This window comes from Wolbachia endosymbiont of Drosophila incompta (assembly GCF_001758565.1).
GTDB lineage: Bacteria > Pseudomonadota > Alphaproteobacteria > Rickettsiales > Anaplasmataceae > Wolbachia > Wolbachia pipientis.
The window spans coordinates 596,980-598,860 of record NZ_CP011148.1 but is presented as its reverse complement, the minus strand read 5'-3'; the positions used below and the strand labels follow the sequence as shown (position 1 = coordinate 598,860).

The window sequence follows — 1,881 nt, the reverse complement described above, 5'->3', positions numbered from 1 at the left end:
TAAGGATCATTGAAACTATAGGAGATGTCTTGATGGAAGGGAACTGCATCTATTAAATCAGCAGTTTTACATATAACATTTGATTTTTTCTGCAGTATCTGACACTGAAGTGACTTTTCAAGGTAATTTTTAATAATTTCATCTAATGCTTGAGAGATAATTCTAGTTACTTGAGATGACGTGCCCCATCTGCCGGTACAGTTTAAGTAATCAGAAGTTGAAACACTTAGTTCTTGGGATAGCTCTGATATCTTATTTGTTATATCATTTAAAGACTGAGTTATTAGCTCTAAAGGAACCAGATTTTTGATAATAAAAAAACCATTTTTTTGTAATGTTTCCATATGATTAACACCTGACATCAATAACTGATAAGTAATCTGTTAAAGGTATAACAGCAAAAATTTTGAATCCTTTTACTTGTTTGAGTATTTTTTCCCAATCGCTTAATGTTCTTAGTTTACCTCCTGTTTCAACCATTACATTAATATCTACAGAGCCTCCAGCTGGAGAGCGGTAATCTAAAATAGTTTCTATCAATAAAATACGAGATATTCCTTTGACCAATTTTAAATAAGATAATACTTTATCATCATCATAATGCTGTAGAAAGCGGCAAAAGACACCTAATTCATAATTTGTAGCTGATAGTTCTTTCTGAGTTACAAGTTTGACTTTTAAATTTTCTACTAACTGTCTTGGCACTTTATGTTCGTTATATAGGCCTATAGAACCTTTATTGTGTATATCAGAATAAGCAAGAAATAAAGAGTGTACACCAAATAGCAATATATTCTTAGCACCATCTATATTAATCCTAGAATTAAACTCTTTAGTATCAAACCTAGAATATCCTAGCAATGCTTGGTAAAACGCTATTTTCTTATCTTCTGATGCTTCTCTTTCCTTAAAAGATTCAAATGAAGAGATTGACTTCTGTTTTAGTATATCGGCAATCTTTAACCAATTCTTTTCAGCCGCAACTCTCGCCCACATTATTGATGCTTTTGGCAAAAATGGTATTTCCTTAAAACACTTACCTTTTAATGATAGTTGCCACAAGTCGTTGTTCTTATCATAATCAATAAACCCTATTTCCCACAACGCCCTTAACAGCCTTTCTAGATTTGGTACGATAATGTTTAACTTTTTAGATAAAACCGGCATAGTTGCAGGTAAAATATTTAACAAATCAAGTTCAATAGCAACGCTTGTTAGGTACGTTTTCCAAAAGGCTGAAAGTTCTGCAGAAATCCTATGCACTTGAGATTCTTTACCTAAATCAAAAATACTAAACTTTACATCTCCGGTAATATCGATTTGTCCTAACACACCTTCAAAAGTTTCAACTTTTGCCATCCCATTATAGAATGCTTCTACCATTTTAAATCTCTGCTGGTAAACAGGATCACCATTAATATCTATATGAAACCAACCATGTTGATCTTCTGCAATAGAATACCCTTTATGAAAAACATTAAGTTTTTTATACCATTTATTATGTACTAACTTTCCATGATGATTAATATGTGTAGCTTTGCCATCCTTATAGACTACAGCGATACCATCCTTAAAATCTCCAACATAATCATATTCCTCCTGATAAATTCTGTTGCCATTTAAATTAATATGAAAACATTTATCATGTCTTCTAACTACACAAGCATCTTCCTGATAATTTCCAATCCATTGATAAGACTGTTTGTATACTCTACATCCAGATGAATCAATATGGTAACACCCTGTATCATCTTCTACGGCTGCTCTATTAAAGTAGAATCCAAAAGTTTTCAGAAATCTATTATGATAAACTGCTTCTCCTCTCACATTGATATGATAAGCACCTGTCTGATCATGAACCGGTGCAAGACCGGGCTCATG

At 32.5% G+C, this 1,881-nt stretch carries 2 protein-coding genes; both read right to left on the bottom strand.

What is annotated here, in order from left to right; all coding sequences use genetic code 11:
- Positions 1–344, bottom strand: a 344-nt coding sequence (locus WG67_RS08355) for a phytanoyl-CoA dioxygenase family protein (RefSeq protein WP_458694992.1), incomplete at its 3' end; no start/stop codon positions are given.
- A gap of 4 nt (positions 345–348) precedes the next feature.
- A partial coding sequence (locus tag WG67_RS02570) for a WG repeat-containing protein (RefSeq protein WP_070356863.1) occupies positions 349–1,881 on the bottom strand: 1,533 nt, incomplete at its 5' end.